The sequence below is a fragment of the Mesorhizobium sp. M0771 genome, from assembly GCF_040320155.1.
Lineage (GTDB): Bacteria > Pseudomonadota > Alphaproteobacteria > Rhizobiales > Rhizobiaceae > Mesorhizobium.
Genome location: NZ_JAMYPC010000015.1, coordinates 1 through 24,846, shown reverse-complemented (window position 1 = coordinate 24,846; position 24,846 = coordinate 1). Strand labels below are relative to the sequence as shown.

Annotated in this window: 22 protein-coding genes and 1 tRNA gene; 16 read left to right on the top strand and 7 right to left on the bottom strand. The window is 63.9% G+C overall.

The genetic code is table 11. The features are described from left to right. Positions 1–4: 4 nt before the first annotated feature. The 11 genes from exbD (at position 5) to NKI05_RS21415 (ending at position 12,034) form a co-directional block, all read left to right on the top strand. Positions 5–463: a TonB system transport protein ExbD gene (exbD, locus tag NKI05_RS21465; RefSeq protein ID WP_352793109.1), complete on the top strand. Its 459-nt coding sequence runs from the start codon at positions 5–7 to the stop codon at positions 461–463. After that, on the top strand, positions 460–1,422 hold the full coding sequence (locus tag NKI05_RS21460; RefSeq protein ID WP_023715882.1) for an energy transducer TonB: 963 nt from the start codon (positions 460–462) through the stop codon (positions 1,420–1,422). The genes exbD and NKI05_RS21460 overlap by 4 nt, the downstream gene beginning before the upstream one ends. Before the next feature lie 171 nt (positions 1,423–1,593). After that, positions 1,594–2,688, top strand: coding sequence for a transporter substrate-binding protein (locus tag NKI05_RS21455; protein ID WP_023700174.1), 1,095 nt, complete (start codon positions 1,594–1,596; stop codon positions 2,686–2,688). Continuing rightward, the gene (locus NKI05_RS21450) at positions 2,685–3,299 is read left to right on the top strand and encodes an ANTAR domain-containing response regulator (RefSeq protein ID WP_023668589.1); all 615 of its coding nucleotides are present in this window, start codon (positions 2,685–2,687) and stop codon (positions 3,297–3,299) included. The genes NKI05_RS21455 and NKI05_RS21450 overlap by 4 nt, the downstream gene beginning before the upstream one ends. Continuing rightward, positions 3,277–4,179: an ABC transporter permease gene (locus NKI05_RS21445; RefSeq protein WP_023668590.1), complete on the top strand. Its 903-nt coding sequence runs from the start codon at positions 3,277–3,279 to the stop codon at positions 4,177–4,179. The genes NKI05_RS21450 and NKI05_RS21445 overlap by 23 nt, the downstream gene beginning before the upstream one ends. Before the next feature lie 13 nt (positions 4,180–4,192). Next, positions 4,193–5,113, top strand: a complete 921-nt coding sequence (locus NKI05_RS21440) for an ABC transporter permease (RefSeq protein ID WP_023815305.1) — start codon at positions 4,193–4,195, stop codon at positions 5,111–5,113. A gap of 76 nt (positions 5,114–5,189) precedes the next feature. Beyond that, positions 5,190–6,785, top strand: coding sequence for an ABC transporter substrate-binding protein (locus NKI05_RS21435; protein ID WP_460221874.1), 1,596 nt, complete (start codon positions 5,190–5,192; stop codon positions 6,783–6,785). After that, entirely contained in the window at positions 6,775–7,719 is a 945-nt protein-coding gene (locus NKI05_RS21430; protein WP_023693232.1) for an acetamidase/formamidase family protein, read from the top strand. The genes NKI05_RS21435 and NKI05_RS21430 overlap by 11 nt, the downstream gene beginning before the upstream one ends. A gap of 187 nt (positions 7,720–7,906) precedes the next feature. Next, positions 7,907–9,688 carry an ABC transporter ATP-binding protein gene (locus NKI05_RS21425; RefSeq protein ID WP_023704986.1) on the top strand — a complete coding sequence of 594 codons (1,782 nt, stop codon included), beginning with the start codon at positions 7,907–7,909 and terminating at the stop codon, positions 9,686–9,688. 128 nt (positions 9,689–9,816) lie between these two features. Then, on the top strand, positions 9,817–10,767 hold the full coding sequence (locus NKI05_RS21420) for a hypothetical protein (RefSeq protein ID WP_352793105.1): 951 nt from the start codon (positions 9,817–9,819) through the stop codon (positions 10,765–10,767). A gap of 52 nt (positions 10,768–10,819) precedes the next feature. Continuing rightward, the gene (locus NKI05_RS21415) at positions 10,820–12,034 is read left to right on the top strand and encodes a hypothetical protein (RefSeq protein WP_023815304.1); all 1,215 of its coding nucleotides are present in this window, start codon (positions 10,820–10,822) and stop codon (positions 12,032–12,034) included. 48 nt (positions 12,035–12,082) lie between these two features. Here the strand turns inward: NKI05_RS21415 and NKI05_RS21410 are convergent, their stop codons facing one another. The 3 genes from NKI05_RS21410 to NKI05_RS21400 form a co-directional block, all read right to left on the bottom strand. Beyond that, a complete protein-coding gene (locus NKI05_RS21410) occupies positions 12,083–15,508 on the bottom strand; it encodes an acyl-[ACP]--phospholipid O-acyltransferase (protein ID WP_023815303.1) in 3,426 nt (1,141 codons plus the stop codon). A 91-nt stretch (positions 15,509–15,599) separates the two neighbouring features. Beyond that, the gene (locus tag NKI05_RS21405) at positions 15,600–15,887 is read right to left on the bottom strand and encodes a YiaA/YiaB family inner membrane protein (protein WP_023668598.1); all 288 of its coding nucleotides are present in this window, start codon (positions 15,885–15,887) and stop codon (positions 15,600–15,602) included. A 111-nt stretch (positions 15,888–15,998) separates the two neighbouring features. Next, on the bottom strand, positions 15,999–16,685 hold the full coding sequence (locus NKI05_RS21400) for a PspA/IM30 family protein (protein WP_023715889.1): 687 nt from the start codon (positions 16,683–16,685) through the stop codon (positions 15,999–16,001). A gap of 107 nt (positions 16,686–16,792) precedes the next feature. Between NKI05_RS21400 and NKI05_RS21395 the strand changes: the two genes are divergently transcribed. Then, positions 16,793–17,401 carry a TetR/AcrR family transcriptional regulator gene (locus NKI05_RS21395; protein ID WP_023815302.1) on the top strand — a complete coding sequence of 203 codons (609 nt, stop codon included), beginning with the start codon at positions 16,793–16,795 and terminating at the stop codon, positions 17,399–17,401. Between the two features lie 103 nt (positions 17,402–17,504). Then, positions 17,505–19,466 carry an acyltransferase family protein gene (locus NKI05_RS21390; protein WP_081727335.1) on the top strand — a complete coding sequence of 654 codons (1,962 nt, stop codon included), beginning with the start codon at positions 17,505–17,507 and terminating at the stop codon, positions 19,464–19,466. Positions 19,467–19,567: 101 nt separating this feature from the next. Here the strand turns inward: NKI05_RS21390 and NKI05_RS21385 are convergent. Next, positions 19,568–19,643 (bottom strand) — tRNA-Ala (locus tag NKI05_RS21385). 148 nt (positions 19,644–19,791) lie between these two features. Here NKI05_RS21385 and NKI05_RS21380 point away from each other — a divergent pair. Continuing rightward, complete coding sequence (locus tag NKI05_RS21380; RefSeq protein WP_023668602.1) at positions 19,792–20,082, top strand: YggT family protein; 291 nt, start codon at positions 19,792–19,794, stop codon at positions 20,080–20,082. A 13-nt stretch (positions 20,083–20,095) separates the two neighbouring features. Continuing rightward, positions 20,096–20,410 carry a DUF167 family protein gene (locus NKI05_RS21375; protein WP_023730192.1) on the top strand — a complete coding sequence of 105 codons (315 nt, stop codon included), beginning with the start codon at positions 20,096–20,098 and terminating at the stop codon, positions 20,408–20,410. A gap of 3 nt (positions 20,411–20,413) precedes the next feature. On the opposite strand, the gene NKI05_RS21370 is transcribed toward NKI05_RS21375, so the two are convergent. From NKI05_RS21370 to NKI05_RS21360, 3 genes are read right to left on the bottom strand one after another with little or no spacing between them, the layout of a single operon-like run. Beyond that, entirely contained in the window at positions 20,414–21,295 is an 882-nt protein-coding gene (locus tag NKI05_RS21370; RefSeq protein WP_023681445.1) for a MurR/RpiR family transcriptional regulator, read from the bottom strand. 50 nt (positions 21,296–21,345) lie between these two features. Further along, the gene (locus tag NKI05_RS21365; protein ID WP_023815300.1) at positions 21,346–22,413 is read right to left on the bottom strand and encodes an ABC transporter ATP-binding protein; all 1,068 of its coding nucleotides are present in this window, start codon (positions 22,411–22,413) and stop codon (positions 21,346–21,348) included. A gap of 2 nt (positions 22,414–22,415) precedes the next feature. Then, positions 22,416–23,186 carry an SDR family NAD(P)-dependent oxidoreductase gene (locus tag NKI05_RS21360; protein ID WP_023704977.1) on the bottom strand — a complete coding sequence of 257 codons (771 nt, stop codon included), beginning with the start codon at positions 23,184–23,186 and terminating at the stop codon, positions 22,416–22,418. A 176-nt stretch (positions 23,187–23,362) separates the two neighbouring features. Between NKI05_RS21360 and NKI05_RS21355 the strand changes: the two genes are divergently transcribed. Then, positions 23,363–24,595: an ABC transporter substrate-binding protein gene (locus NKI05_RS21355; RefSeq protein WP_023815299.1), complete on the top strand. Its 1,233-nt coding sequence runs from the start codon at positions 23,363–23,365 to the stop codon at positions 24,593–24,595. Positions 24,596–24,846 lie beyond the last annotated feature (251 nt).

The following is a 24,846-nucleotide window of genomic DNA, read 5'->3' as shown; positions in this document are numbered from 1 at the left end:
GGCCATGGCGGCTAGTATTCGCGAGACTGTCGACGGCGATCTCGAGGAAAGCCACGAGATCAACGTGACGCCGTTCATCGACGTCATCCTGGTGCTGCTGATCATCTTCATGGTCGCTGCCCCGTTGGCGACAGTCGACGTCAATGTCGATCTGCCGGGTTCGACCGCGACACCGGCGCCGCGGCCGGAAACGCCGCTGTTCCTGACGCTGCAGGACGATCTGACGCTGGCGATCGGCAATGACAGCGTGCCGCGCCAGGCTTTTGCCTCCGTGCTCGACGGCAGAACCAAGGGCGATAAGCAGACCCGCATCTTCCTGCGTGCCGACAAGGCGGTCGGCTATGGCGAGTTGATGGAGGTGATGAACCTGCTGCGCGGCGCCGGTTATCTGAAGATCGCGCTGGTCGGGCTGGAGACGGTGCCAGCGGACGCATCCCCGCCGCAACCAGGCGCCGCCCCATGACGCAACTGGCCGCGGCCGTTCCCACCGCCGACCCGCCGGGCGCCGGCGCGCGCGAGATCGGTTTGTGGGCGGCTGCGGCCATTGTCATTGTCGGCGCGCATGTCGCGATCGTCTATGCCGTCCAGAGCTTCAGCCTGGCCAACATGGCCGATGGCGGCCCGCCGCCGGCTGTGGCTATCGAGCTGTCGCCGATGATGGTGGCGCCGGCGGTGCGGGTGGACTCAGCGGCCGACGTGGTGACGCCCGAGCCGCCGAACCAGATCGAGGAGGCGGTTGCCGAACTGAAGCCCGTCGTAGAGCCCGAGCCCGGTAAGCCGGAGCCGGTCACCGAGAAGACGGAAGCGGCTCAACTCGATAAGACCGCTCCGATCGAGACGGCAGCGGCCGAGCAGCCCGATCAATCGCCGCCGCTGGATGAGGTGGTGCCCGACATCGTCCCGACCATAGCGCCGGATGTGGTCATTCCGCTGCCCCAGACCAAGCCGGCGGAAACCAAGCCGGTGGAGGCCAAGCCGATCGAGAAGGCGAAGAAGGCTGCCGAAAAACCCAAGCCGAAACCGAAAGAGAAGAAGGAAAAGGCCGCGCCGGCGAAAGCGGTCGTGACCGCCAGTGTCGATCAAAAGGCAGCGGCGAAGGCGTCGGCGCCGAAGGCTTCGCAATCGAGAGGATCATCAGTCAGTGCAAGCAAATGGAACTCCCAGCTGATCGGATGGATCAATCGGCACAAGCGCTACCCGAGCGCGGCAAGGTCGCGGCGCGCCGTGGGTACCGCAAATGTGACCTTCGTCGTCAGCGCTTCGGGCAAGGTGACCTCCGTCCGGCTGACACGATCTTCGGGGGACGCCGATCTCGATCGCGCCGCGCTCGGCATTCTGCAGGGTGCGACGGTGCCCGCGCCACCGCCTGAGAAGGCCGGGACGGCTGTCGTGGCGCCTTTGATGTTCACGCTGCGGAACTAGAATCAGTCGGACAAGGCCGATCCCATGACCACGTACTTTCCCGCTTGACTGACCCGCCGGACCGAATACGCTAGCGCAAAATACCGGCCTTGGTCGCCGGGCGGCAAATATGCCTCGCATGCCTCGCCCTCCGGCGCTGGCTGCGGGGCATTGTCATTTCTGAGGATCGGTTTGAAACGGCGTATCGAGATCGGCATCCTGTATTCCCGCTCGGGCAGCTATCAGCTGGTCTCCGATGCGTGCCGGATGGGCGCCATGCGCGCCATCGCCGACATCAATGCCGATCGGAGCTATGGCATCGAACTGGTTCCGGTCGAGCGCGATCCGCAAAGTAATGCCGATCGCTACGCGACTTTGTGCGAAGATATTTTCAGGACCAGCAGCGCGCGCCATGTCGTCGGTTGCGTCACCTCCTGGAGCCGCAAGGAAACCATCCCGGTGCTGGAGAAGGCCGGCGGCATGCTCTGGTATGCCTGCCCCTATGAAGGGTTCGAGGCCAACGAGCATGTCGTCTACATGCACGCCTGCCCCAACCAGCATCTGGTTCCGCTGATGGCGCATGTCGTGCCGCGTTTCGGCGCCAACGGCTTCCTGCTCGGCTCGAACTACATTTGGGGCTGGGAGATGAACCGCGTGGCGCGCGACCTGATCGCGGATGCCGGCGGCAAAGTGCTGGGCGAGCGCTATCTGCGCATCGGCGAGACCGACGTGTCGCGGCTGATCGCGGAAATCCGGGCGACGAGGCCGAGCTTCATCCTCAACAATCTGATCGGCACCTCATCCTACGCCTTCCTGGCGGCTTACCGCGAGCTGGGCGATGAGGATGCGGCATTCAGGCCGGAAAACTGCCCCGTCATCTCCTGCAACCTCACCGAAGGCGAGTTGCCGGCGATCGGCGATACAGGGAAAGGGCATCTGTCGGTCGGGCCCTATTTCGCGCCCCGGCCGGCTGCCTTCGCTTCGTCCTTCGAGGCCTCCGCCTATGCCTCGGTGCAGGTGATGGCCGACGTGCTGTCGCGCGACACTGATGCCGGCCCGGCGGAATTTTCCAAAGCCTTCGCCGAGCGGCGCTTCTCCACCCGGCTCGGGCCGATCGCCATCGACGCCCACTCCCAGCACGCGACGCTGCCGGTGATCATCGGCCGGATCGCCGATGGCTTCTTCGAGGTCGTCAGCCAGGAGGATGAGGTCGCGCCGGATCCATATCTGTCGCGCTACGACCCCGCCAAGACGTTCGGCCGTCCGCGTCTGAGAGTGGTGTCATGACCCGGACGCGCATCCCCAATCTCGGCGGCGCGCGGGCTTTCATCCTGCATCGCCCGCATCCGACGGTGCAGGCCATCACCAGGCAATTGTCGGCCATCGGCCTGGCTACGATCGACTGCTGGCCGGAATTGCCGCCGGAAGCTCTCGCCGCCGATTTCGTCTTCTTCGATGCCGATCTCGGTTTCGACGAGCAATTCCCGTGGAAGCCGGGCGAGGCGCCGATGCCGCTGGTGGCGCTGATCGGTTCCGAGGCGCCGGGGCGTATCGAATGGGCGCTGTCGCACAAGGCCGATGCGCAGCTGCTGAAGCCGGTCGGCAATGCCGGCGTCTACAGCGCTCTGTTGATCGCGAGACAGAGTTTCGAGGCCCGAAAACATTTAGCCGGCGAGATAGCGTCGCTGCGCCAGCGCGTCGCCGAGCGCCAGACCATCGTGCGCGCGGTGACGGCCTTGTCGAAAGGCAGCGACGACGAGCGCGCCTATGCGCAGCTGCGTTCGCTGGCGATGAGCTGGCAGATCAGCGTCGAGGATGCCGCGCGTCGGATCGTGGCAATGACAAGCGAGGAAGCGACGGGGGAAGAAGGCGGCGATGACCAGTCCCATCGCGCCTGATCTACCGGTGCGCATGCCGGCAAAACCGCGCGCCGGTGTCTGGCGCCGGCTGGTGAAACGCCGCCTCGCGCTGCTCGGCCTGGTCATAGTCGCCATTGTCCTTGCCGGCGCTGTGCTGGCGCCCCGGCTGACCGGCTATGACCCCAACGAGCAGATGTTCGACGGCCTGACCATCGAGGGCTCGCCGCTGCCGCCCAGCGCCCAGTACTGGCTCGGCACCGACCTGCTCGGACGTGACCTCTTGACCCGCATCCTCTACGGCGCCCGCACCTCGCTCATCATCGGCATCGTCGCCAATGGCGTGGCGCTTTTGATCGGCACTTTGGTGGGTGTCACCGCAGGCTATTTCCGCGGCTGGATCGGCAGCGCGCTGATGCGCTTCACCGATCTGATGATGGCGTTCCCGGCGCTGCTGCTCGCCATCTGCCTGGCGGCAGTGTTTCAGCCCAGCCTGTGGATCGTCGCCATGGTCATCGCGCTGGTCAACTGGGTGCAGACGGCGCGTGTCATCTACACCGAGACATCGTCGCTGGCCGAACGCGAGTTCATCGATGCCGAGCGCAGCATCGGGGCGAGTGCGCCGCGCATCCTATTTCGCCACATCCTGCCGCATCTGCTGCCGACCATCATCGTCTGGGGCACGCTCGGCATCTCGACCACGGTTCTGCTCGAGGCGACGCTTTCCTTCCTCGGCATCGGTGTGCAGCCGCCGACCGCGTCGTGGGGCAACATCATTTTCGAGAACCAGACCTATTTCCAGGCCGCCCCCTGGCTGGTGTTCTTCCCCGGCGCCGCAATCCTGGCGTTGGCGCTGGCCTTCAACCTGATCGGCGACGCATTGCGCGACATCCTCGATCCGACGCAAAGGGGCCGGGAATAATGGGGGGCCGGTCATGATCGCCTATCTCGGCCGCCGGCTGATCCAGTCGCTGCTCATCCTGCTTGGCGTCTCGCTGATCACTTTTGCGCTGCTCTACCTCTTGCCGGCCGACCCGGTGCGGCAGATCGCCGGCCGCAGTGCTACGCCGCAGACGGTGGAAAACATCCGCCAGCAACTCGGCCTCGACCAGCCTTTCGTGGTCCAGTATTGGCACTACCTGACGAAGCTCGTCAGCGGCGATCTCGGCCGCTCCTACATACAGCGCTCCGAGGTCACCGAGCTCATCGTCTCGCGGCTGCCGGCCAGCCTGCTTTTGATGGTAGGCGCCATCCTGTGCGAACTGCTGATCGGGCTCTCCATGGGCCTGATCGCCGCCGTCAAGCGCGGCACCGCCACCGACCAGACCCTGATGGTGGCCTCCTTCGTCGGCGTCTCGGCGCCGCAATTCGTCGTCGGCCTGTTGCTGCTCTACGTCTTTGCCGTGCGTCTCAGCTGGTTCCCGATCGGCGGCTATGGCACCTGGCGCCATCTGGTGCTGCCGTCGCTGACGATGGGCATACTCGGCGCCGGCTGGTACGCGCGCATGATGCGCTCGTCGATGATTGACGTCCTGCGCCAGGATTATGTCCGCACGGCGCGGGCCAAAGGCCTGGCGCGCAGCGCCATCATATTCCGCCACGCACTGCCGAATGCCATCCTGCCGGTCATCGCCATGATAGGCATCGACATCGGCATCTTCATGGGCGGCATCGTCGTCGTCGAAAGCGTGTTCGGCTGGCCCGGCATCGGTCAGCTGGCGTGGCAGGCGATCCAGCGCGTCGACATTCCGATCATCATGGGCGTCACGCTGGTCTCGGCCTTCGCCATCGTGCTCGGCAATCTGCTCGCCGACATCATCGCGCCGTTCATCGATCCCCGCATCAAGCTCAGATGAAAATGAAACAGAGAAAGGGAACACAACAATGAAAAAGTTTCTCGCATCCACAGTCGCGGCATCGGCCTTGGCCCTCATGCTCGGCATGACAAGCGTCCGCGCCGAAGACACGGTCGATCCCAACGCCAAGCAAGGCGGCGCCATCACCATCACCTACAAGGACGATGTTGCGACCCTCGATCCGGCGATCGGCTATGACTGGCAGAACTGGTCGATGATCAAGAGCCTGTTCGATGGGCTGATGGATTACGAGCCGGGCACCACCAATTTGAAGCCCGATCTGGCAGAAAGCTACGAGATTTCGCCCGACGGCCAGACCTTCACCTTCAAGCTGCGCCATGGCGTGAAATTCCACAATGGCCGCGAGATGACGGCCGACGACGTGAAATATTCGCTCGACCGCGTCACCAATCCGAAGACGCAGAGCCCCGGCGCCGGCTTCTTCGGCTCGATCAAGGGCTATGACGATGTCGCCGCCGGCAAGGCCGAAGGCCTGTCCGGTGTCACCGTCATCGACCCCTACACGGTCAAGTTCGAACTGACCCGGCCCGACGCCACCTTCCTGCATGTCATGGCCATCAATTTCGCCCATGTCGTGCCGAAGGAAGAGGTCGAGAAATATGGCGCCGATTTCGGCAAGCATCCGGTCGGCACCGGCGCCTTCAAGCTCGCCGAGTGGACGCTGGGACAGCGCATCGTCTTCGAGCGCAATGCGGACTATTGGCACAAGGGCCTGCCGCATCTCGACAAGATCACCTTCGAGATCGGCCAGGAGCCGATCGTGGCGCTGCTGCGCTTGCAGAAGGGCGAGATCGATGTTCCCGGCGACGGCATTCCGCCGGCCAAGTTCCAGGAGGTGATGGCCGATCCCGAGCAGAAGGCGCGTGTCGTCGAAGGCGGTCAGCTGCACACCGGCTACGTCACCATGAACACCACCATGGCGCCGTTCGACAATGTTAAGGTGCGTCAGGCCGTCAACATGGCGCTCAACAAGGCGCGCATCATCCAGATCATCAACGGCCGCGCCGTGCCGGCCAACCAGCCGCTGCCGCCGTCGATGCCGGGCTACGACAAGGACTACAAGGGTTATCCCTATGACGTAGCCAAAGCCAAGGCGCTGCTGGCCGAGGCCGGTCATGCCGATGGTTTCGACACGCAGCTGTTCGCCATGAACACCGATCCCAACCCGCGCATTGCCCAAGCGATCCAGCAGGACCTGGCGGCGATCGGCATCAAGGCCAGCATCCAGTCGCTGGCGCAGGCCAATGTCATCGCCGCCGGCGGTGACAAGGCCGGCGCGCCGATGATCTGGTCGGGCGGCATGGCCTGGATCGCCGACTTCCCCGATCCGTCGAATTTCTACGGCCCGATCCTCGGCTGCGCCGGCGCGGTGCCCGGCGGCTGGAACTGGTCGTGGTATTGCAACAAGGATCTCGACGCCAAGGCGGCCGAGGCGGATTCGGTGGTCGACCCGGCAAAGGCCGGCGAACGCGACAAGATGTGGAGCGCCATCTACGACAAGGTGATGGAAGACGCGCCCTGGGCGCCGGTCTTCAACGAACAGCGCTTCACCATGAAATCCGCGCGCATGGGCGGCGCCGACAACCTCTATGTCGACCCGGTCCATATCCCGATCAACTACGACAATGTGTACGTAAAAGATGTGCAATAACTGCGACTACACCATCCATGGGCGCCACCACCATTTCGGCTGGGACAATTCCTTTGTCCCGGCCGAGCGGGTGGCGCCCGGCGCGACCATCGAGTTCCAGTGCCTCGATGCCGCCGGCGGCCAGCTGAACGCCGACAGCACGGTTGCCGAAATCGCCAAGCTCGACTTCGCCGGGGTCAACCCGGTGACCGGGCCGATCTTCGTCGAGGGCGCCGAGCCGGGTGACGCGCTCAAGGTGACGATCGAGATGTTCAAACCGTCCGGCTTCGGCTGGACGGCGAACATTCCGGGTTTCGGCCTGCTCGCCGACGACTTCACGGAACCGGCGCTGAACATCTGGAAATACGATGCAGCCGCGCTCGAACCGGCGCTGTTCGGGAAAAACGCGCGCGTACCACTGAAGCCGTTCGCCGGCACCATCGGCAATGCGCCGGCTGAGATGGGGCTTCACTCGGTGGTGCCGCCACGGCGGGTCGGCGGCAATCTCGACATCCGCGATCTCGCTGCCGGCACGACGCTCTATCTGCCGGTTGAGGTGGCCGGCGCGCTGTTCTCGGTCGGCGATACGCACGCCGCACAAGGCGATGGCGAGGTCTGCGGCACGGCGATCGAGAGCCCGATGGACGTCGTGCTCAAGCTCGACCTTGTCAAGGACGCCAGGCTGAAGACGCCGCGCTTCACCACCGCCGGTCCGGTGACGCGCCATCTCGACGCCAAGGGCTATGAGGTGACGACGGGTATCGGGCCGGACCTGATGACCGGCGCCAAGGAGGCGGTGGCGCAGATGGTCGATCTGCTTGCTGGGCGGTATCAGATCGATCCGGTCGAGGCCTATATGCTGGCCTCGGTGTGCGGGGACCTGCGCATCAGCGAGATCGTCGACATGCCGAACTGGGTGGTGTCGTTCTATTTTCCGCGTTGCGTGTTTGAATGACGGTACGTCGGCGCCGCACCCCCACCCCGCTGCTTCGCAGCGACCCTCCCCACAAGGGGGAGGGTAAAGCGCTGCCACCCTACCTCCCCCTTGTGGGGAGGTCGGACCGGAGGTCCGGGTGGGGGTCAGCGCCAAGGTTTGTGCGAATGGTGCGACGGAACCAATCCGTCGCAGGGCTCCACCCACAATGACCCTCGCCGACAACCCCATCCTCTCCATCGCCAACCTCTCCGTCAGCGTGCGCGGCGAGGACGGCGAGCGCGATGTCGTCTCCAACCTGTCGCTGACGCTGGCGCGCGGCGAGACGCTCTGCATTGCCGGCGAATCCGGCTCCGGCAAGTCGATGACCGCGCTGGCGATCATGCAGCTTTTGCCGCAGCCGGCGGCGCGCATATCGTCAGGCATGATCCGTCTTCGGGATGGGAATCGGGGCGACACCGACCTAGCAACCCTCGACGAACGCCAGATGCGGCGCATTCGCGGCGACCGCATCGCCATGATCTTCCAGGAGCCGATGACCTCGCTCAACCCGGTTCTGTCGATCGGCCGGCAACTCACCGAATCAATCGAGGCGCATACCAGCCTGTCGTCGGCGCAAGCCCGCCGGCGCGCCATCGAGGCGTTGAAGGCGGTGCGCATTTCGGAGGCGGAAAGCCGGTTAAAGCAGTTTCCGCACGAACTCTCCGGCGGCATGCGCCAGCGGGTGATGATCGCCATGGCGCTGGCGCTCGAGCCCGACGTGCTGATCGCCGACGAACCGACGACGGCGCTCGACGTCACCGTGCAAGGCGAAGTGCTGGAGCTGTTGCGCGACCTGCAGCGCCAGCATGGCACCAGCGTCATCCTGATCACCCACGATATGGGCGTGGTTGCCGAAATGGCCGACCGGGTCATCGTCATGCGCGACGGCCGCATGGTCGAAGAAGGCACGACATCGGATATTTTTGTCCAGCCGCAGGCCGACTATACGCGCGAACTGCTGGCTGCCGTGCCGCGCATCGGCAGTGGCGTCGGTCGACAGAAATCCAGGGATGCGATTGACGTCTTGAAACCGGCCAATGTCGCCGAGATCAACGACCTGCATGTCCGCTTCGATCTGCGTGGCGGCATCTTTGGCCAGGTCACCCGCCGCGTCCACGCCGTCGAGGGCGTCAGCTTCTCGATCGCGCCCAACGAAACGCTTGCTCTGGTCGGCGAATCCGGCTGCGGCAAGTCGACGACCGCCAAGGCGCTGGCCGGACTGGCGCCGTATAGCGGCGACATCGTCATTGGCGGGCGCAATCTCTCCGGTCTTGGCCGCGACGAGCGCAAGGCGGTGTGCCGTGACGTCCAGATGATTTTCCAGGATCCCTTCGCTTCGCTCGATCCGCGCATGCGCGTCGGCGAGCTCGTCGCCGAGCCGCTGGTGATTCATGGCATCGCCTCCAAGGACGAGCGCCGCGAACGAGTGGGGGCGCTGTTCGAGCGTGTCGGCCTGTCGGCCGACCAGATGGAGCTTTACCCGCACGAATTCTCCGGTGGCCAGCGCCAGCGCGTCTGCATCGCCCGAGCGCTGGCGCTACGACCAAAACTGATCATCGCTGACGAAAGCGTCTCCGCGCTCGACGTCTCGGTGCAGGCGCGTGTGCTCGATTTGCTGAAGGAATTGCAGCGCGAATTCGGCGTCGCCTATCTCTTCATCTCGCACGACATGGCGGTGGTCGAGAACATTTCCGACCGCGTTGCCGTCATGTATCTCGGCCAGATCGTCGAGATGGGCACGCGCGACCAGGTGTTTTCCAACCCGCGCCATCCCTACACCAGGCGGCTGATCGACGCCGTGCCGGTGCCCGATCCGGCGCAGCGCAGAACGCGCTTCGCGCGCCTCGACCAGGAAATCCCGAGCGCCACCCGCAGGATCGGGGAGGCGCCGCTGAAGCTGGCGCTGAACGATGTCGGCGGCGGCCATCTGGTTGCTGCGGAAAGCTGAGCCCGCACTGGCTGGCAGCTGTTCTTTTACTTTGTTGAGTACAACCAAGAACTGCCGTCTCGGGTTTACCGCGTCTTAGGTGGACGGCGGCCACTATACGGTCGGAGTTCTTGCCACGGGGAAAAATAGTGCTCAACGCGGTTCTGCAGCTGCTGCCGGGTCGGTTCATGGATGTGCGCATGCGCGTATCCGCCGACTACGAGACGCGTGTCGTGGAGCGGCCCGGGCGCTGGATGAAGGCGGCCGAGCTGGAGCAGTTGAGCAGCGATCTGCGGCTGGTGGCGTCGAAGACGCTGAAAGTCGGCAGCCTGACCTACGGTGTGTTTTCCGGTGACCGCAGCCGGCTGGAACATTCCATCATCACCATCGTCTATCGCCGCAGCGACGGGCGGCCGATCGCCTTCAACGCGCTGGCGCTGATGGAGATTTCGCTGGCCGGCAAGCCCTATGAAGTCTTGCACCTCGGTCTGGTCATGATCGATCCGGACGAGCGCAGCCGCGGTCTCAGCTGGATCCTCTACGGCCTGACCTGCTTCCTGATGTTTTTGCGCAACCAGTTCAGGCCGATCTGGATCTCCAACGTCAGCCAGGTGCCGGCCGTCGTCGGCATGGTCGCGGAGGCGTTCAGCAATGTGTTTCCCGGACCGCATGCCGGCGCGCGGCGCTCGCTGACCCATGTGCTTCTGGCGCGGCAGATCATGGCGCGGCACCGCCATGTCTTCGGCGTCGGCCCCGAAGCGGGTTTCGACGAAGAGCGTTTCGTCATCACCAATGCCTATACGGGCGGCTCGGACGATCTGAAGAAAACCTTCGACGAGACGGCCAAGCACCGCGAGGAGACCTTTAACGAGTTCTGCCGCAAGGAACTCGACTACGGGCGCGGCGACGATGTGCTGCAGATCGGCCAGATGAGCTTCCAGTCGGCGCGCACCTTTCTCGCCGACACGGTTCCGCGCCGCTCGCTTGCAGCACTTGCCGTGGCCGGCGCGGCCGCCACGCTGCAGCGGCTGGTGCTGCCGGTGGTTCACTGGGCCGATAGCACCCGCCAATGGAATGTGCTGAGACCATGGACACGCTGATGGCTTCATTCGTGGCGTCTCGGTTTATCCGCAAGCTGATGGCAGCCGGCCGATGATGAACCTCGACGGCACGCTCGTCGCCGACACCATCACCTCGCTAGCGGCGCTGGTTGGCCTGCTTGTCGTGATATCGATCATAGGCGGGCGCGACACGGGCGATCCGCTGTCGCGGCGCTTTCTATTCGGCCTCAAGGTGCTGGCAGTGCTGCTTGCCTGCCGCATCCTCGACTGGACCACGGGTCTTGCCTTTTTCCGGTTCGTCACCATCACGGCGGCGGGTCTGCTGCCGCTGGCCGCACTGCTGCTGACCGAGGGGCTGTTGCGCCGGCATGCGCCGTTTGCGCTAAAGTTCTTTGCCGCCGGCGGCGCCCTGCTGTTTCTACTGCTGGCGCCGATCCCGGAACGCTTTGCCGAGCCATGGCGGATGGCGGTACTACTTGCCTTCCAGTTCGGAGGTTTTCTCGCCATCGGCTGGCTGGTGATGACGCGCGATCGCGACAGCCTGTCGGCGGCCGAAAACCGCACGGTCGAGCGCATGGCGCTGTCGCTGCTGTTGATCATTCCGTTCATGGTCACCGACTACCGGCCCGGCCTGTTCGAAGTGCCGGTTCGGCTTGGCGGCATCGCCATCCTGTTCCTGTGTTGGCTGACGATCGGCCTTGGACGCGCGAGCCTTGGCCATCGCGACACGATCGGCGCCTTTACCGTGATTACGCTGAGCTCGGTTTTCGCCGGGCTGGCGCTGGGCGGCATCGACGATCTCGGCTGGCGCGGCAGTGTGCAGGGCGTGGTGATCGTGCTGTCGGCGACGCTGCTGGCAGTCATCTACAATGACAGCGTCAGCCTCACCGCGGAGAAGCGCCGCGACTCGTTGCTGAAGCATATGGCCGAGGGTGATCTCACCGATTCGGCGCGCTTCCTGCGCGGCCTGCAGAGCCATATCCTTGTCGACGGCGCGCTGATCCTGCCGGCAGCCGACCTCGGTGATTTCGACCTCAAGGTGCTGGCCCGGGCACTGGAGCAGGAGCCCGTGCGCTCGCTCGCCGATGTCCAGCCGGATTCACCCGTGGACGAGAACATACGCGAGCAGTTGGCATGGCTGTTCGAGAAATATGAGGCGACCCATGTGCTGCTGGCGACGCTCGATCCGCTGACCGTGGTGGCGCTCAACATGCCGACGCTTGCCTCATCGCCAGGCCTCGAAATGGAGCTGCGCGCCGTCCAGCGCATGGCGATGCTGATTTCGCAGCGGCAGGCGAAGGGTTGATCATACTGAACGGGCCGGCTCTTGCGTCGGCCCGTTGCCGTAGCCGGGTCAGGCGGCCTTGGTCTTCGAGGCTTCTTCGTCGCGCACCATTTTTGTCACGGCGGCGAAGTCGAGCTTGCCGGAGCCAAGGACCGGTACCTTTGAGACCACCCGCACTTCGGCCGGGACCATCAGGTCCATGGCGCCGTTGGCCTTGGCGTAGGCGAGGAATTCCGCTCGTGTGGCGCCGGATGCCTCGGTGATGAGGATCAGCTTTTCGCCCTTGCGGGCGTCGGGCACCGTAGCGACCGCCGACAGCGAGCCCTTCCACAATTCGCCGGCCAGCGCTTCGACAGCAGCCAGCGAGATCATCTCGCCGCCGATCTTGGCGAAGCGCTTGGCGCGGCCGCGAATGGTGATGAAGCCACCCTCGTCGATAGCGACGACGTCGCCCGTGTCATGCCAGCCGTCCTCGAGCGGTTCGAGCACGCCGGGCTTCTCGGCCCGGAGATAACCGGCCATGACATTGGGACCGCGCACGAACAGCCGGCCGCCTTCGTCGACGCCGGGGACCGGATCGAGGCGGTATTCCATGCCGGGCATGATCTTGCCGACGGTTCCTGAGCGATTGTACATCGGCGTGTTGATGGAGATTACCGGCGCCGTCTCGGTGACGCCGTAGCCCTCGAGGATGCGTAGGCCGAACTTCTCCATATAGGTCATGCGCGTCGCTGTCTTGACCGGCTCCGCGCCGGCAAAACAGTAGCGTATCGAGCGGAAGTCGTAGGGGTGCGCGGTGCGGGCATAGCCGGAGAGGAAGGTGTCGGTGCCGAAGATGATCGTCGCGTTCGAGCCGTAGATCAGTTCCGGCACGAGGCGGTAGTGCAGCGGCGAGGGGTAGAAATAGACCGGCACGCCGGAGATCAACGGCAGCACCGTGCCCGCGGTCATGCCGAAGGAGTGGAAGATCGGCAGCACGTTGAACACCTTGTCGCCCGAATGGAAGTCGATACGCGACGCCGCCTGGGCGGCGTTGGCCAGGATGTTGCGGTGGGTCAGAACGACGCCCTTCGGCGTGCCTTCCGAACCCGAGGTGAACAAGATCACCGCCGCATCGCCGGGCTTGCGTTTCGCGCGCGGCGTCGACTTGCGCAGCAAGCCGAGCAGCTTATCCTTGAGACTGATGGTCTTTCTGAGATCGTCGAGCCACACGATGTCGACCGAGCGACCGAGTTCCTCGACTACAGCGCCGAGCTTTGCCTGTTCGACGAACGCGCGGGAGGTAAGCACGGTGCGGACTTCGGCGGCCTTGCAGGCGGACAGAATATTGGCAGCACCTGCGGTGAAGTTCATCATCGCCGGAACCTTGCCGGCGGACATGACGCCGAGCAGTGTCGCGCAAGAGCCGTTGGCGTTGGGCAGCATGATGCCCAGCGTCTGCTGGTCGGCATAAAGGTTCTGGAACTTCTCACCAAGCACGGCGGCAGCCGTGAGCAGCTTGCTGTAGCTGAGAGAACCGGTGACCGGATCCTGAACTGCGAGCTGTTTCATGCCGCGTTCGTTCGCCGTCTCGATGATCTTTTCCAGTACGGTCTTGTCTATGTCCTGGGTGCGGAAAACGAGATCCGACATCACCTGGTAGAGCGCGGAACCCGCCGCGGCGCGGCGCTTGCGGCCCTTCAGCTCCTGCGGCACCTCGAGCTTGACCGGTTCCAGAATAGTCACCTTGACCTTCGGGAACAGGCGGCGGCGCACATGCTGCGAGCTCAGCCGCGAGAAGTAGGTCTTCTCCAGCCCGTCGATGCGCACCGGCACAACCATCGAGCCGGTCTTGTCGGCAACCATGGCGGCGCCGTCATAGACCTTCATCAGGCCGCCGGTCACGGTGATGCGTCCCTCCGGGAAGATCACCAGCGGGTCGCCGCCCTGCACGATCTTGATCAGCGTGCGGGTCGACATCGGCTTGGCCGGGTTGAGCGGCAAAGCGCGGGCAAGTTTCATGAACGGCTTCATCCACCAAGCCTGGGCAATGGTGTAGTCGATGGCGAAGACCGGTTCCTCATCGGTCAGCGTCAAGGCGAGCGGACCGTCGAGGAAGCTGACATGGTTGAGCGCCAGGATCGGCGCCTTGCCGGCCGCCTTGAGGTTTTCCATGCCCTCGACTTCGAGGCGCAGGAAAGCGCGGAACAGGATGGAGACGAAGTCACGGAAGGGGTTCGTCGGCAAATATTTCAGCATCAGCCAGGCGGCAATCGCATTGGCCGCGACGAGGCCGAACAGGATGCCGCCGGTCGAGACCTTCGTCTGGATCAGGGCCATGATGATGCCGCCGCCAGTCATGAAGCCGGCATTGACGATACTGACGGCGGCGACGACCCGGGCGCGCCGCGCTTCGGGCGACCAGGCCTGCACGGCGGCGAAGGTCGGCACCACCAGGAAAGCGGCTGCAATGGCCATGCCGGCGAGGTCGATGGCGACGCGGATCGTGTTTGGGCCGGCGAAGAATGCGCCAAGGGTTTCCGCCTGGGGCGACGGCGTCATGCCGGAGATGGTCCAGGCGAGATGCAGGCCGAACAGGGCGAGCAGCGCCGTGCCGACCGGTGCCGGCAACAGCACGATGCGGCCCTGCGACATCCAGGCGGCGATGGCCGAACCGATGGCGATCGAGACGGCGAACACGGCGAGGTAGACGGTGACGGCCATTTCGTTGCCGCCGAGCGAATCCTTGATCAGGACCGGCAGGAGCGAGAGCACGATGGCGCCGATCAGCCAGAACCACGACGTCATCAGGCCGGCGCGCCAGATGCGCGTGTCGGTGCGCAATTCGGCGACCTGGCGCCAGGTCGAGCGGAAGATGTTCTTGTCGATGACGAGGTCGGGCGCCGCCGAACCGGTGGACGGGATGTAGCGGCTGACGAGCCAGCAACCGACGGCGAGCGCCATCATGATCGGTCCGAACACCGCGACGCCGATGCCATCGGCGGAAACGACGCCGCCGGCTATGGTGCCGCCGAGAATCGCGGCAAACGTGGCTGACTCGATCCAGGCGTTGGCCTTGGGCAGTTCCTTGCGTTCGAGGTGATCGGGCAGGATTCCGTATTTGATCGGTCCGAACAGCGCCGAGATGATGCCGAACATCAACAGCGCCGTCATCAGCACGGGAATGGACGACAGGGCGATGCCGACGACGGAGACACCCGCCGCGGCGATCTCGGCGAATTTCAGACGCTTGGCTATGAGAGCCTTGTCGAAGCGGTCGGCGAGCTCGCCGCCGAGCGCCGACAGGAGCAGGAAGGGGGCCATGAAGACGGCGCCCGCCAAGGTGACCAGTGATGCCGCCTGGTCCGCCGCCAGCGTGAACAGAATAAGGAACACCAGCGTGTTCTTGAGGAAATTATCGTTGAAGGCGGACAGGAACTGCGTCCAGAACAAGGGCGCAAAGCGCCTGGACGTCATCAGATGAGCTGTCGGTCGGTTGATCGGGGCGATTTCCATAGCGGCGACTTCCATTGGGCATGACCGATTAAAATCCTGGCTGGATTGATCAGCGGTCTTGCGCGTTGAGCCTTGTTTAGCGGGAACCCGGTTACACTTCGTTACTGCGGCTGACTTCCATCAGCAACTTCTCGGTCTTGGCGTCTTCCAGCCGGTTGATGAAGCGGCTTGCCTCTTCCGAGTCGCGCAGCGTCTTGGTGATGGTGATCGAGGTGTGCACGAGCATGATGGCGGCCATCGCATAAAACCCCTTGGCGGCGAAGCTCGCCTCCATGAAGTAGATGCCGCCGGCCATCATCGTGGCGGCAACGGCGAAACTGGCCATGGTGAAGGTCTTCCAGGCGCTTGAGTCCTTGGGGGAATAGGTGTTCGGGGTCATCGATATGGTCCTTTCGTTTCAAGGTTAGGTTGGTTGGGCGTGGGTCTGTTTCAGGCTGGATACAATCAGGCCGGATACAATCAGACTGGATAACAATCAGGCCGGGTACGATCAGGCCGGCTTGGTCATGGTCTTCGTGAGCCGTTCGAGCACGGCGTCGGCGCTGCTTCTCAGCGGCGCGCCGCAGCCGGCGGCCGCAAGCTTCTCTGAGACCGCGGCAGGATCGCCCGACTGTTCCATCTCGGCCATGGCGGCCGCGGTGGCGTCGATCTGCTTTTGCCTGGTGCGCAGGCGCAGCAGCGTCTCCTCGGCGTCCCTGAGCGCCGACAGGCTGGAGCCGGGCGCGCTTTCTCGCAGGCGCTGGGTCGAGTCGACCGCGGCAACGATGCGCTGGCCGCGCTGCAATTCGCGCAGGCGCATTTCGGAGACGCGGATAATCCGCTTGAGCCGCTCGATCTCGGTGCCGAAGCTTTTCTGCGCCTCGGCGGAGGCGTCGCGTTCGGCTTCCAGCATGGCGATGGTTTCGGCGGCTTCGCGGGCCAGTTCATTCTGTCCCTGCTCGATCGCGGCGATCGTGCGCTTCTCCAAATCGTCGATGCGGAGGACAAGCTTCTTGAACTGCGCGAGTTCCTGTTCGTTCTGGGCGATGGCAATTGCAACCGCCCGGCGGGCGGCCGCGATAGCGTCGGCGCAATCGCGGATCTGCTGGCGCAGGATTATCAGCGCGTTGCGGTCGACGACCGCCTCGGCGGCTTCGTAGCTTCGGCCGCGAACGAGAGCAAAAAACTGTTTCAACATTTCCGTTTCTCCTCTATGAACGTTGTTCATGAGGCAAAGTAGCACATTGCGAACGGCGTTCAAGGAGAAAATGAACGGTGTTCATGATTGCGCATAAGAGAAGGTTAATGGCCGCAAAACGGGACGCCAAACGCGAGGACCTCAAAGGCAGGCTGATCGAGGCCGCGCAAGCGCGCATCCAGTCCTCGGGGCTCGCCGGTCTGCGTGCGCGCGACATCACGGCCGATGCCGGCTGCGCTCTGGGCGCGCTCTACACCGCCTTCGCCGACCTGGACGAGCTCATCCTGCACGTCAATTCGATCACACTGGCCAGGCTGGGGGCGGCCCTGCAGCAAGAGGCGACCGGCGTCGCCGAGCCAAGGGCAAGGCTGAAGGCGCTGGCCAAGGCCTATCTCGGCTTCGCCCGCGACAACCGCATGGCGTGGAAGGCGCTGTTCGAGCACCGTATGGCGCCAGGCGTGGCGGTGCCCGAATGGCATCTGGCCGAACATGCCGTGCTGATCCAGCATCTGGTCGAGCCGCTGGCGGCGCTGCTCCCGGCGGCGGCAACGCCGGAGCTTTTGGCCCGCGCGCGCACGCTGTTCTCCGCCGTGCATGGGATCGTCGCCATCTCGCTCGAAGACCGTTTCATTGGCCTGGCGTCCACCGACCTCGAAAGTGAGCTGCTGGGTTTCGTCGGCACGCTGGTGAGCGGACTGGAGACGGAAAGGGAATGAACTGCTGCGATCGGCTCTTGCCTCACGGCACTCTGCCCTTATGAAGATCGTGGCGCGAACTGCCGGTTGATCCAGGCCGGCTGAGACTGTTGGGGGATACCCGGTGACAATCGATCAGAACCGTCGGTTTCGACCCGAAATACAAGGGTTGCGCGGACTGGCCGTCGCTCTGGTGGTCGTCTTTCACCTGTGGCCCCATGCTCTTCCCGGCGGATATATCGGCGTCGACGTCTTTTTCGTCATCTCTGGCTATCTGATCACCGGGCTGCTGGCGCAGATGGCGCTGCGCGACGGTCGCGTCTCGCTGATCGAATTCTATTCGCGACGAATCCGCCGGCTCCTGCCAGCAGCGATCCTGGTGCTATTGGTGACGCTGCTCGGTACGCTGCTGTTCATTTCCAAGGCGCGCTGGGAGGAAACGGCCAACCAGATCCTGGCCAGCGCGCTCTATGTCGAGAACTGGCGTCTGGCCCACGAGGCAGTCAGCTATCTCGACGCCGACAATCTGCCGACGCCGGTGCAGCATTACTGGTCGCTTTCCATAGAAGAGCAGTTCTACATCGTCTGGCCGGTGCTCATGATCGGCGTGATCTGGCTGGCGCGGCGATGGCATCTCTCCTTGCGACGATGCCTGGCGACGACATTGTCGCTCGTTTTCCTGGCATCGCTGGCCGCCTCGGTCATCCTGACGAAAACAGATCCGGCACAGGCCTATTTCGTCAGTCATACACGCCTGTGGGAATTGGCGTTGGGCGGCCTGCTGGTGCTTGGCGAGCACCGGTTCCGCCTGGGCGCGGGTGCAAGCCGGGTGATGGCGCTTGCCGGCACCGCCGGCATCCTTGCCTCCGCTCTTCTGTTTTCAGCGGCGACACCGTTCCCTGGCCTCAGTGCGTTGCTGCCAACCCTGGCCACCGTGCTCATCATCCTGGCTGGCGAAGTCCAAGCCGGTCGGTTTCGTGGGCTCGATTTGTGGCCGCTTCGGTTCATCGGCGATAGGTCCTATTCGATCTATCTCTGGCATTGGCCGTTGATCACATTCTTCCTAGGACAGGGCTTTCCGCTGACCTTTGCCAGCGGTGCCGGCCTGATTGCGGTGACCGTGGTCCTGTCGGACCTGTCTTATCGCTATGTCGAACAACCCTGCCGGCAATCCCGGGGTGCCTGGTGGAAGCCGCTGGGGTACGGCACCATCGCTGTCCTGGCATGCGTGGCGGCATCGGAGGGGCTGCTGCATTTCGTGACGACGCAACGCACCGACATTACGCTGATCGGCACGCCGGCCTATCCCGGGCCTGCCGCCTTGCTGACCGGCGCCGCGGTTCCGGACGATGTGGACCTCCTGCCGCCGCTGGCCAGGCTAAGGCGGGATGTGTCGAGGTTGTTCTCGGCGGGATGTCAGCAGAACCTCAAAGGCGCAAAACCGGTGGGATGCGTGCTGGGCGACCCCGCCGGCCCGAAAACCATCGTCCTCGTTGGCGATTCCCACGCTGCCCAATGGGGTCCAGCCTTGAACAAGATCGCCAGGGACCGCAAATACAAGCTGGTTTCTTTCTCGAAATCCGCCTGCGCATTCGCGCGTGCGCCCACCAAGTCGGACGGCAAGCCGTATCCATCTTGCTACGAGTGGAGGGAGAAAGTGCTGGCTGAGATTTTAAAGCTCAGGCCGCTCGCCGTCATCACCAGCCAGTCCAACGCCGGATCGGTTCCGGATGACCTGATGATCGAGGGGCTGCGCAATGTCTGGAGCGAACTGACCGAGGCAGGTTCGCAGATCATCGTCATCCGCAACACGCCCTTGATGCGATTCGAACCCGGCGATTGCCTGAGCGCCACGCCCGCAAAATGCTTCACCAAAAGAAGCGACGCCGAGCTCAACAAACTGTTGGCGCTTGCCGCGGAGGGTCAGAAAAACGTGCGCGTCGTCGATATGACTGACGCTTTGTGCGGACCGGAACTATGCCCGGCGGTCGTCGGCAATATGATCGTCTGGCGCGACACCGGTCATTTGACGGCCACCTATTCGCTTGCGCTCGCGCCTTATCTCGCCCCCAGGCTCGGCCTCTGATGCGATTCCCAAAGCGAAAGGGCCACGCGCTTTCCCAAGTTGCTCCAGCAGGCACAGAGTCCAGATATTTTTCGGGACGAGCAAGGAAATGGAAATTCCGCTGGTGGAGCTGAGGAGGATCGAACTCCTGACCTCGTCATTGCGAACGACGCGCTCTCCCAGCTGAGCTACAGCCCCGTCCAGCGGATGGCGCATTTATCGAAGGCTGCGGTTTCCTGTCAAGGCGGGGTTTTGCCGAAGTCCCTTGTGCCCGGAGCTTGTAGGCGACCGGCCCTTGCCGGTTTCGCGCGCAATGGCTACATGTCGGCAACAATCGGAGACCGGCATGCTCGCCCTCATTCAAACAATCGTCATGGCGCTGGACCTGTACTGGTGGGTCATCATCGCCTCGGCGATCTTTTCCTGGCTCTATGCGTTCAACGTCGTCAACTCGCGCAATCAGTTCGTCGGCAGCATCGGCAACATGCTCTACCGGCTGACCGAGCCGGCGCTGCGGCCGATCCGTCGGTTCATGCCCGACCTTGGCGGCGTCGACATCTCGCCGATCATCCTGCTTCTGCTCCTGTTCTTCCTCAGGCAGCTCATTCTCACCACGATAGCGCCGCTGGTCCTGTGAACCCGACGATGGCATGAACGCGCCATTCCACTTGCGCGCCGACGGCATCGACCTGTTTATCCGGCTGACGCCGAAGTCTTCCGTGGACAGGCTCGGAGGCGCCGAAAAATCGGCCGACGGGCGCAGCCATTTGAAGGCGCGCGTGCGCGCCGTGCCGGAGAATGGCGCGGCCAATGCGGCGCTGGAACGGCTGGTGGCCAAGGCGCTGGGCGTTCCGGCATCGGTCGTGTCGGTCATTGCAGGCGGCACGGCGCGGCTGAAGACGGTGCGTGTGGTTGGCGAACCATCGACGCTGGTGAAGAGCATCGAGGCACTGGCCGCCGGATAATCCTCAATCCCCCAGCGGCAGCTTCGGATCGTCGACCTTCAGCGTGTTCACGCTCTGCTTGATGCGGCGCAGGTTTTCGAGAACCCTGGGTCCGCGCGTTTCGGCCACGGAGGTGACGATCATGTCGACGATCGACAGCAGCGCATAGCGCGACGAGGTCGGCTTGTAGATGTTGCCGTCTTCCAGCGACTGGAACTGGATGACGGTATCGGCGGCCTTGGCGAGCGCTGATTCCGGCGGGGTTACGGCGATGGTGGTGGCGCCATATTGCTGGGCCACCTGAACGGCGTCGATCACCGAGCGCGCATAGCCGGACACCGAGAACGCGATCAGCGTCGTCTCCGATGTGGCGACCGCGGCATACATGCGCTGCAATTGCCCGTCGATCTGCGCCAGCACCGGCACGCCGAGCCGAAACAGCCGGTTCTGCATCTCGGTCGCCATCATCGAGGAAATGCCGCCGGAGCCGATGCACAGCACATTGCCCGAACTGACGATGCGCGCGGCCACGCCCACCAGCGTCTTCATGTCGAGGTTTTCGCTGGCGCGCTGGATGGCGGCGATTGCCGCTTCGGTGATGGCCGACGCAATGCGCTGCTCGCGCGCGTCGCGGTTCAGCGGTTCGGGCGACAGATACTGGCCGCCAATGGCGATCGCCTGCGCCAGGTAGAATTTGAAATCGCGCAGACCCTCGCAGCCGAGATTGCGGCAGAAACGGGTGACCGTCGGCTCGCTGACGCCGACGCGCGCGGCAATTTCCGAGATTGCCGCCTTGGAGGCGAAGTCGAGATCGGTCAGCACGAGGCCGGCCAGGCGGCGGTCCGATTTGGTGCCGTCCTGCGACATCAGCTGCAGGCGCGTGATGATGTCGGCCGGCGTTTTCATTTCTGGGTTGTCGTCTTCATCGTGGTGTTTTCGTTTTCATGCCGGCGCTCTCATAGCGGCAGGCCTGTCGCCGTGTCGAACAGATGGATGTTTGCAGGCGCGACCGAGACCGGCAGCATTTCACCCGGCTTGACCTGTATCCGATCGCGGAACACGGCGCGCACCGTGTCGGCGCCGATCGCGCCATAGACATGGGTTTCCGAGCCGGTCGGCTCGACGACATCGACCTTGATCGCCATCGCGTCGACAGCCTCGCCGATGACGAAGTGTTCGGGCCGTATGCCGGCCTCGACCGTGCTGCCAGCCGGCACCGTCTTGCTGCCGAGCGCCAGTCGCCCTCCGCCGGCCGATTCGAACCAGCTTTTCTCGGGCGTCGTCTTCAGGGCGCCGGAGACAAAACTCATCGACGGCGAGCCGATGAAGGAGGCGACGAATTTGTTGGCGGGACGGTCGTAGAGCTCCAGCGGTGGGCCGACCTGCTGGATCTTGCCGCGGTCCATCACCACGATGCGGTCGGCCATGGTCATGGCCTCGATCTGGTCGTGGGTGACATAGACGATGGTCGATTTCAGCCGCTGGTGCAGCGCCTTGATCTCGGTGCGCATCTGCACGCGCAATTGCGCGTCGAGATTGCTGAGCGGCTCGTCGAACAGGAACACCGAGGGTTCGCGCACGATGGCGCGGCCCATTGCGACGCGCTGGCGCTGGCCGCCCGACAACTCCCGGGGATAGCGGTCGAGATAGGAGAACAGGTTGAGGACGCCAGAGGCCTTTTTCACCTTGGCGTCGATTGCCGTGCGGCTTTCGCCGCGAATCTTTGGGCCAAAGCCGATATTGTCGGCCGCTTTCAGGTGCGGGAACAGCGCATAGGACTGGAACACCATTGCAATGTTGCGCTGCTGCGGCGGCAGATCGTTGGCGCGCACGCCGCCGATCAAGAGGTCGCCTGAGGTGATCGGCTCCAGCCCGGCCAGCATGCGCAGCAAGGTCGACTTGCCGCAGCCGGACGGGCCGACCAGCACGACGAACTCGCCGCTTTTGATGTCGAGGCTGATGTTTTCAAGGATCTTGTGGCGTCCGAAGGATTTCGACAGGTCGCGGAACTCGACATCGGTCATTGTCAGGCTCCCAATATGTCGTCGATGAAGGGCAGGAAGCCGGCGGTCAGTCCGGCGTCGACCGGCACCACCGCGCCGGTTATCCCCGATGCGCGATCCGAAACAAGGAAGGCCACCGCTTCGGCCACTTCCGTGGCGTCGACGATGCGGCCGAGCGGATAGAGCCGCTTGAGCTTGCCGAGAACATCCGGGTTCTTGGCCAGCCGATGGTCCCATGCGGCGGTGCGGATCGAGCCGGGGCAGACGACATTGGCGCGCAGCCCGTTGCGGCCGAGTTCCACAGCGATCGCTTTGGCATAGGCATTGATGCCGGCTTTGGCTGCGGCATAGGCCGGGTTGCCGAAGTGGGCGATGGCGTTGACGGAAGAGATGAAGACGACGCTGCCCGAACCGCGCGCGGCCATTGCCTTGATCAGTGGATCGGCGAACAGCATCACCCCGGTCAGATTGAGGTCGAGCTCGTGCTCAATCTTATCAGGTGTCAATGCGGCAAGCGTCTCTGCGCGCGTCCAGCCGGCATTGTTGATCAGCATGTCGGGAACGCCATCTTTCTCAAGGATCGCTGGTATCGCCGCCTCGATGGAAGCCCGGTCGAGGAGGTCGAAGGCGTGACGCGACGCCAGGTGTGGGCTGCGCAACGCATCTTGCGACTGGTCGCAGCCGACGACCCGCGCGCCTCGTTCGGCCAGCAGCGCCACAATAGCCGAGCCGAGCCCGCCGCCGGCGCCGGTCACCAGCACGGTCTTGCCCGCGAATTCGGCCGTTGAAACCACCCTGCGCGCCTCCCTGGGATCTACGATAGTCGGAAACGCTATTTTAACAAATGTAATTAAGCAACAGGATAATCCGCTTGCACAGCGTGAAATCACGGATAATGTAGGAAAGTCACATAAAGCCTTGGCCGCTGGAAGCCGCAAGAGCGCAGGCGCAATCAAATGGGAGAGATCGAATGAAGCTTGCAAAATGGACTGTCGGCCTGATGGCCGGAATGAGCCTGCTCGCCCTGGCCGCGCAGGCAGATGCCGGCGAGGTGCGCGTAACCGTCGCCGAATACAGCGCCAAGACCGGCCCGTATTTCGAAGCGGTGAAAAAGGAATTCGAGGCAGCCAACCCGGGTATCACCGTCAAGTTCGAAGTTGTGCCGTGGGACGTGCTGCTGCAGAAGCTGACCACCGACATCACGGCCGGCACCAATGCCGACCTGTCGATCATCGGCACCCGCTGGCTGATCGATTTCGTCCAGCAGGATGTCGCCGAGCCGCTCGACGCCTACATCAAGCCAGACTTCAAAGACCGCTTCATCGACACCTTCCTGTCGCCGTCGATCATGGAGGGCAAGACCTATGGCCTGCCGATCGCGGCCTCGGCGCGCGCCATGTACTACAACAAGGAATTGTTCGAGAAGGCCGGAATCGCCAACCCGCCGGCAACCTGGACCGAGTTGCAGGAGGATGCGCGCAAGATCAAGGCGCTGGGCACCGGCACGTTCGGCTTCGGCCTGCAGGGCAAGGAGATCGAGACCGACGTCTATTACTATTATGCGATGTGGTCGCAAGGCACCGAGATCCTCAACAAGGACGGCACGTCGGGCCTCGGCACGCCGGGCGCGCTCGAAGCCGCCAAGCTTTACAAGTCGATGATCGACGAAGGCCTGACGGAACCCGGCGTCACCTCCAACAACCGCGAGGACGTCCAGAACCTGTTCAAGCAGGGCAAGGTCGGCATGATGATCACCGCGCCCTTCCTGTCCAACCAGATCAAGGACGAGGCGCCGAACCTGAAATATGGCGTGGCTGCTATCCCCGCCGGACCGACCGGCGCGCGCGGCACGTACGGCGTCACCGATTCCATCATCATGTTCAAGAATTCCAAGAACAAGGATGAGGCCTGGAAGCTGCTCGACTTCCTGTTCACCACCGAACAGCGCGCCAAGTTCACGCAAGGGGAAGGCTTCCTGCCGGTGAACAAGGATGAGGCCAAGATGGACTATTACGTCAACAATGCCGATCTGGCAGCGTTCACCGCGCTGCTGCCCGACGCCCGCTTTGCACCGGTCATCCCCGGCTGGGAAGAAGTCGCCCAGATCACCTCGGATGCCATGCAGAAGATCTATCTCGGCGGCGACCCCGAGGCAGGCTTGAAGGAAGCGGCTGCCAAGGCCAACGCCGTGATCAAGAAATAGGGCGTATCTCCCTGCGCCCGGGGGGGGGGCCCGGCGGGCGCGCCCCCCAACAAGCCGCCCCCCCGGGGGGGGGGGGGTGGGGGGCGGGTCCCCGCTTCGGGTGGGGGGCCAACCACCTGGCAACCGCCGCGAACGGACATAGGAAGGGCAATAGGGGCAAACATCACCTCGCCTTGCGCCCCAAGGGTCGACATCCACTCCGTCGACCCCCACTCCGTCGAGCATCGCTACCAACCAAACCCACCCACACC

Excerpts from the sequence above, each read along its gene's own strand:
- NKI05_RS21435 (WP_460221874.1), top strand. The coding sequence starts at position 5,190 with ATGCTCGGCATGACAAGCGTCCGCGCCGAAGACACGGTCGATCCCAAC.
- NKI05_RS21425 (WP_023704986.1), top strand. The coding sequence starts at position 7,907 with ATGACCCTCGCCGACAACCCCATCCTCTCCATCGCCAACCTCTCCGTC.
- NKI05_RS21450 (WP_023668589.1), top strand. The coding sequence starts at position 2,685 with ATGACCCGGACGCGCATCCCCAATCTCGGCGGCGCGCGGGCTTTCATC.
- NKI05_RS21405 (WP_023668598.1), bottom strand. The coding sequence starts at position 15,887 with ATGACCCCGAACACCTATTCCCCCAAGGACTCAAGCGCCTGGAAGACC.
- NKI05_RS21365 (WP_023815300.1), bottom strand. The coding sequence starts at position 22,413 with ATGACCGATGTCGAGTTCCGCGACCTGTCGAAATCCTTCGGACGCCAC.
- NKI05_RS21370 (WP_023681445.1), bottom strand. The coding sequence starts at position 21,295 with ATGAAAACGCCGGCCGACATCATCACGCGCCTGCAGCTGATGTCGCAG.
- NKI05_RS21410 (WP_023815303.1), bottom strand. The coding sequence starts at position 15,508 with ATGGAAATCGCCCCGATCAACCGACCGACAGCTCATCTGATGACGTCC.
- NKI05_RS21380 (WP_023668602.1), top strand. The coding sequence starts at position 19,792 with ATGCTCGCCCTCATTCAAACAATCGTCATGGCGCTGGACCTGTACTGG.
- NKI05_RS21430 (WP_023693232.1), top strand. The coding sequence starts at position 6,775 with ATGTGCAATAACTGCGACTACACCATCCATGGGCGCCACCACCATTTC.
- NKI05_RS21400 (WP_023715889.1), bottom strand. The coding sequence starts at position 16,685 with ATGTTGAAACAGTTTTTTGCTCTCGTTCGCGGCCGAAGCTACGAAGCC.
- NKI05_RS21445 (WP_023668590.1), top strand. The coding sequence starts at position 3,277 with ATGACCAGTCCCATCGCGCCTGATCTACCGGTGCGCATGCCGGCAAAA.
- NKI05_RS21355 (WP_023815299.1), top strand. The coding sequence starts at position 23,363 with ATGAAGCTTGCAAAATGGACTGTCGGCCTGATGGCCGGAATGAGCCTG.
- NKI05_RS21375 (WP_023730192.1), top strand. The coding sequence starts at position 20,096 with ATGAACGCGCCATTCCACTTGCGCGCCGACGGCATCGACCTGTTTATC.
- NKI05_RS21395 (WP_023815302.1), top strand. The coding sequence starts at position 16,793 with ATGGCCGCAAAACGGGACGCCAAACGCGAGGACCTCAAAGGCAGGCTG.
- exbD (WP_352793109.1), top strand. The coding sequence starts at position 5 with ATGGCGGCTAGTATTCGCGAGACTGTCGACGGCGATCTCGAGGAAAGC.
- NKI05_RS21415 (WP_023815304.1), top strand. The coding sequence starts at position 10,820 with ATGATGAACCTCGACGGCACGCTCGTCGCCGACACCATCACCTCGCTA.
- NKI05_RS21460 (WP_023715882.1), top strand. The coding sequence starts at position 460 with ATGACGCAACTGGCCGCGGCCGTTCCCACCGCCGACCCGCCGGGCGCC.
- NKI05_RS21440 (WP_023815305.1), top strand. The coding sequence starts at position 4,193 with ATGATCGCCTATCTCGGCCGCCGGCTGATCCAGTCGCTGCTCATCCTG.